2 protein-coding genes and 5 pseudogenes are annotated in these 3,832 nt (G+C 56.1%); 6 read left to right on the top strand and 1 reads right to left on the bottom strand.

The genetic code is table 11. The features are described 5' to 3' along the window. The 4 genes and pseudogenes from W930_RS30545 to W930_RS29925 all read left to right on the top strand — a co-directional run. Window positions 1-1,350 (top strand): annotated as a pseudogene (locus W930_RS30545) (hypothetical protein); the annotation flags it as partial. Beyond that, the gene (locus tag W930_RS30305) at window positions 1,334-1,675 is read left to right on the top strand and encodes a hypothetical protein (protein WP_144347287.1); all 342 of its coding nucleotides are present in this window, start codon (window positions 1,334-1,336) and stop codon (window positions 1,673-1,675) included. The pseudogene W930_RS30545 and the gene W930_RS30305, both read left to right, overlap by 17 nt. A 370-nt stretch (window positions 1,676-2,045) precedes the next feature. Next, window positions 2,046-2,240, top strand: a pseudogene (locus tag W930_RS30540) (hypothetical protein); the annotation flags it as partial. A gap of 41 nt (window positions 2,241-2,281) precedes the next feature. Next, a pseudogene (locus W930_RS29925) lies at window positions 2,282-2,494 on the top strand (transposase); the annotation flags it as partial. Window positions 2,495-2,576: 82 nt separating this feature from the next. On the opposite strand, the pseudogene istB reads toward W930_RS29925, so the two are convergent. Then, a pseudogene (gene istB, locus W930_RS28805) lies at window positions 2,577-3,206 on the bottom strand (IS21-like element helper ATPase IstB); the annotation flags it as partial. A gap of 68 nt (window positions 3,207-3,274) precedes the next feature. On the opposite strand from istB, the gene W930_RS31195 reads away from it, so the two are divergent. Together W930_RS31195 and W930_RS31190 are read left to right on the top strand one after the other, a co-directional pair. Continuing rightward, on the top strand, window positions 3,275-3,601 hold the full coding sequence (locus W930_RS31195; RefSeq protein WP_023597417.1) for an IS3 family transposase: 327 nt from the start codon (window positions 3,275-3,277) through the stop codon (window positions 3,599-3,601). Continuing rightward, window positions 3,598-3,832, top strand: a pseudogene (locus W930_RS31190) (IS3 family transposase); the annotation flags it as partial. The gene W930_RS31195 and the pseudogene W930_RS31190, both read left to right, overlap by 4 nt.

Below are 3,832 nucleotides of genomic sequence, written 5' to 3'. Positions count from 1 at the left end.
GGGGAAGCGGTGGCGCGGGATATTGGGACGTATGCGGACAAGAAGCGAGAAGCGGCGCTAAAGATGGCCTACGCCACGACCGATCCGGAGTTGAAGGCGCAGTATCAGAAGGAAGCGGACGACTGGAAGGAGGGCGGCGACTACCGTGCGGCAATGCACGCCGCTGGCGGCGCGATCATCGCGGGCTTGGGAGGCGGCAATGCGCTTGGCGGTGCGTTAGGTGCGGGGCTGACATCGAAGCTCGGCGGGACACTGAACGAACTGAGCGAGAATATTCAGAAGGCCCGTCCGACGGGAAATGCCGACATCGATCAGGCGTTGGCGCAGATTGTGGCGACGGGCGTTGGTACTGCGGTGGGGGCAGCGGTTGGTGGTGGTTCGGGAGCGTTTGCTGGATATAACGTTGATCGGTTTAACCGGCAGTTGCATCCCGATGAGCGGACGTGGGCCAAAGACAACGCGAAAAGTTTCGCAGAGTTCTACGAGAGAACCACAGGAAAGGCCATAAGCCAGGGCCAAGCGGAAAACATGCTTTTGGCGAACGGCTATCGTCTTGTCGATGAAATCGCAAGCAAAGGTCCGGGCGGTGATCCGGTTGCTATCGCATACATAAATCAGGTTGCCACCGGATTGTTCCAGACAACTTCCGAAGAATTTCGGAAGCCACTTATGAATGGGAATCGGGACGGCTCGCCCACTCCTGAGCAACTCGCCCTACCCGCAGCCAGAGGGAATCCGGCGCTAGGTCTGACTGTTGTTGCTGGGGTGCTAACTGCAGGGGTCGCACCCGAGATTGCCGCGGGCGTTGTTGCGGCGTCGAGGGTATGTGCGACAAACATCGTTCTATGCATGAATCAGATTGGCATCGGCTCGGGTGAGCTCTTTGCCAGTTCTGCAATGCCGGCAGGAACTGGTGCAGCAGTTGCGATGGCAGCCAAAATCAACAACTTTTACCGAGACGGCGCTGCGCCAGAGCTCTTGCAGCAGGCATATAGGCAGGCAGCAGTAAGTTCAACGCATAATGCCGCATCGTCGGAAGTGGTACTAGGAAAGTACATCGCCGGAAGTGAGAGCTCGTATGAGGCTGTAGCTGCGTCGAGAGGTTCGACGTATTTTTCCATGTCAGACTGGAACGCCGTCCAAGGACAGATGGGGGCGGATAAGATGTGGAACATAAATCGGGCTTTCCTTGACCAGCAGATGGCACAAGGCAAGAATTTCGTCTTTACATTGGACCCAAGATCTGTAAGCGAGTTGTCATACACGGCGAAGGAGTACGATTATCTCCAGAGAAATGGGTATGTATTGCAAGAAGGGACAGGAGGGTTGTTTCATGCAATTAAAAAATGATGCGGAAAGTCTAGATCTCGTTGATCAATGCGTGATTGATTACTATCGATCTAAAGGTCGATACGTGAAGAATTTCCTTAGATCAAGGAATGACGAGTGGGGGACTCTGTACTCCCATTACCTTGTGGATCGAAAAACAGTTGTTCGCGTATCTCTCGGTCAGGATAGAGGTATTTTTCTGACTGGAATTCAAATTGGCATTGGTCCTCACTATTTTTCTCCTTCGGAATTTTGGTCTTTTGAGGATGCGGATAGGTTCAGAATGGAGGCGAGCGTGGAATCGGTTTTGGTAAATTTATCTGCTTTGGATGATTTTATATTGTGAGTAATATTTTTAATGTTTGTGTGAGGGGAATTTAAAAATACTCTTCGATTTAACTGGATTCCGAGTAACGACTAAGAGCAATTCGAGTCGTGTCACATTTGAGGAAATCTTTGTACTGGGCCGCCTCTCCCCCGGATGAAGCTGCGCCAAAAGAATTGATCCAGCGGTAACACGCATGCGCGTTGGATCGACACGCTGGCGCCGTTGCCTATAGTGCACTCGCCGTTGCTGCCGGAGGACGGCCGGTGAAACTGGTTTGTGAAGTTCTCGGCGTGTCGCGCTCGAATGTAATGGCACTGACCTGCCGAATATTTTTTTACCAAGGGTGTCTAGGGAGTTGGGGGCGGTGGTTGCACTACGCTCGCTAATCGGGGGCGGCGTCACCGTTGCTGGTAACACGGACTTGAAGAGCGCGTACATCGCGAGCACAGCGGATCCGTGGAAGAACCAACTGACGACAGGCACGCTGACGTTCTCCGACATCCAGAACCATTCCGACTACAGCGCGAACAGCTTTGGCTTTGGCGGCGGGCGTGACCTGTCCGTGAAATTTCGTACCAATGGAATCTAGAGATAATGGCTCCTCAGCTCAGACGAGGAGTTGGTATGAAGAAAAGCCGGTACAGCGACGAGCAGATCGTGCGAATTCTGCGCGAAGCGGATCGAGATACGATCCCTGAGGTGGCCAAGCGCAATGGCGTGAGCGAGGCGTCGATTTACGCCTGGCGCAAACGGTTCGGCGAGATGGTGAGCGACGACGTCAAGCGCCTCAAGACGCTTGAGGCGGAGAATCCCCGGCTGAAGCTGCTGCTGGCGGAGTCGCTGCTTGTCAACGCCGGTTTAAATCTGACCCACCTTCCGGCGTATCGCCGAAGTAAATCTGACCCACCCAGGCTCCGTGTCACGCGGCGGCTTTCGCGCCTGCGCGTGTAGTTTGTCCAGCTTTCCGTTTGTCCTTCAGCCGATAGCTTTCGCCTGCAATCTGCACGATGTGCGCGTGATGCAGCAGCCGGTCGAGCATCGCCGCAGTCAGCGTCTGGTCGTCGGCAAATGCCGTGGCCCACTGCGTAAATGGCAGGTTGCTCGTCAGCACGATGGCTCCGCGCTCGTATCGCTTGGCCACCACGTTAAAAAACAGATTGGCTTCCTCGCGTCCAAACGGCAGGTAGCCGATTTCATCGATAACCAGCAGCTTTGGGCCAACCACGGCGCGGTTAAAAAACTCCCGCAGCCGGTTCTGCTGCCGGGCTGTGGCCAACTGCATCATCAAGTCGGCGGCGGTCGTGAAGCGCGTCTTGATTCCTGCCTGTGTCGCCCGATACGCCAGGGCGCAGGCGATGTGCGTTTTGCCCACGCCAGATGGCCCGAGCAGCACGACATTCTCGGCCCGTTCGATAAACGCCAGCCCGGCCAGCTCCTGGATTTGGGCTCGCGGTGCGCCGCTGGCGAAGCCAAAGTCGTATTGCTCCAGCGTCTTGATGCCCGGCAGGGAGGCCATCTTGGTCAGCGTCTGGCGCTTGCGTTCCTCTCGGGCTGACCATGCCTCGATTTCGCGTACAGCAGGAATTTTGTTAATTTCCTGTTTGTACGGAGGATTGCATGTCAGAGAAGTCAGTGCCGAAAAGGCAATACACGAACGAGTTCAAGGTTGAGGCCATCAGGCTTGCCGAAACAGTCGGGCAGCATGAAGCGGCGCGCAGGCTCGGGGTGCCAGTGGCAACGTTAGGGAACTGGAGTCGGCGTAGCCGCAGTTTCGAAGGCGGTATCGAGACGAGTGGTCGTGACGTGAGCGCTGCACGTGTTACGCGCCCGATCAGCGAGTTGGAGGCAGAGAACAGCCGGCTGCGCAAGGAACTCGCCAGCGCAAAACTGGATATTGAAATTCTCTCAAAAGCGACGGCGTACTTCGCGAAGGGGTCGAGGTGAAGTACGCCTGGATCGACGATCACCGCGACCAGTACAGTATCACCCGTCTATGCCAGATTCTGGGCGTTTCACGCAGCGGATATTGCCAGTGGCGCGTTCGTCCACCCAGCGCGAGGGCGCAAGCGAACGCGGCCCTGGATGTGGAAGTCGCGGCGATCCACCGCAAGCATCGTGGCACCTATGGCCGCTCCCGCATCGTGCGTCAATTGCAAGCCCAGGGTCGCACGGCGA

The organism is Pandoraea sp. E26 (genome assembly GCF_000681415.1).
Classification (GTDB): Bacteria; Pseudomonadota; Gammaproteobacteria; order Burkholderiales; family Burkholderiaceae; genus Pandoraea; species Pandoraea pnomenusa.
This window is presented reverse-complemented; position numbering and strand designations above follow the sequence as displayed.

Excerpts from the sequence above, each read along its gene's own strand:
- W930_RS30305 (WP_144347287.1), top strand. The coding sequence starts at position 1,334 with ATGCAATTAAAAAATGATGCGGAAAGTCTAGATCTCGTTGATCAATGC.
- W930_RS31195 (WP_023597417.1), top strand. The coding sequence starts at position 3,275 with ATGTCAGAGAAGTCAGTGCCGAAAAGGCAATACACGAACGAGTTCAAG.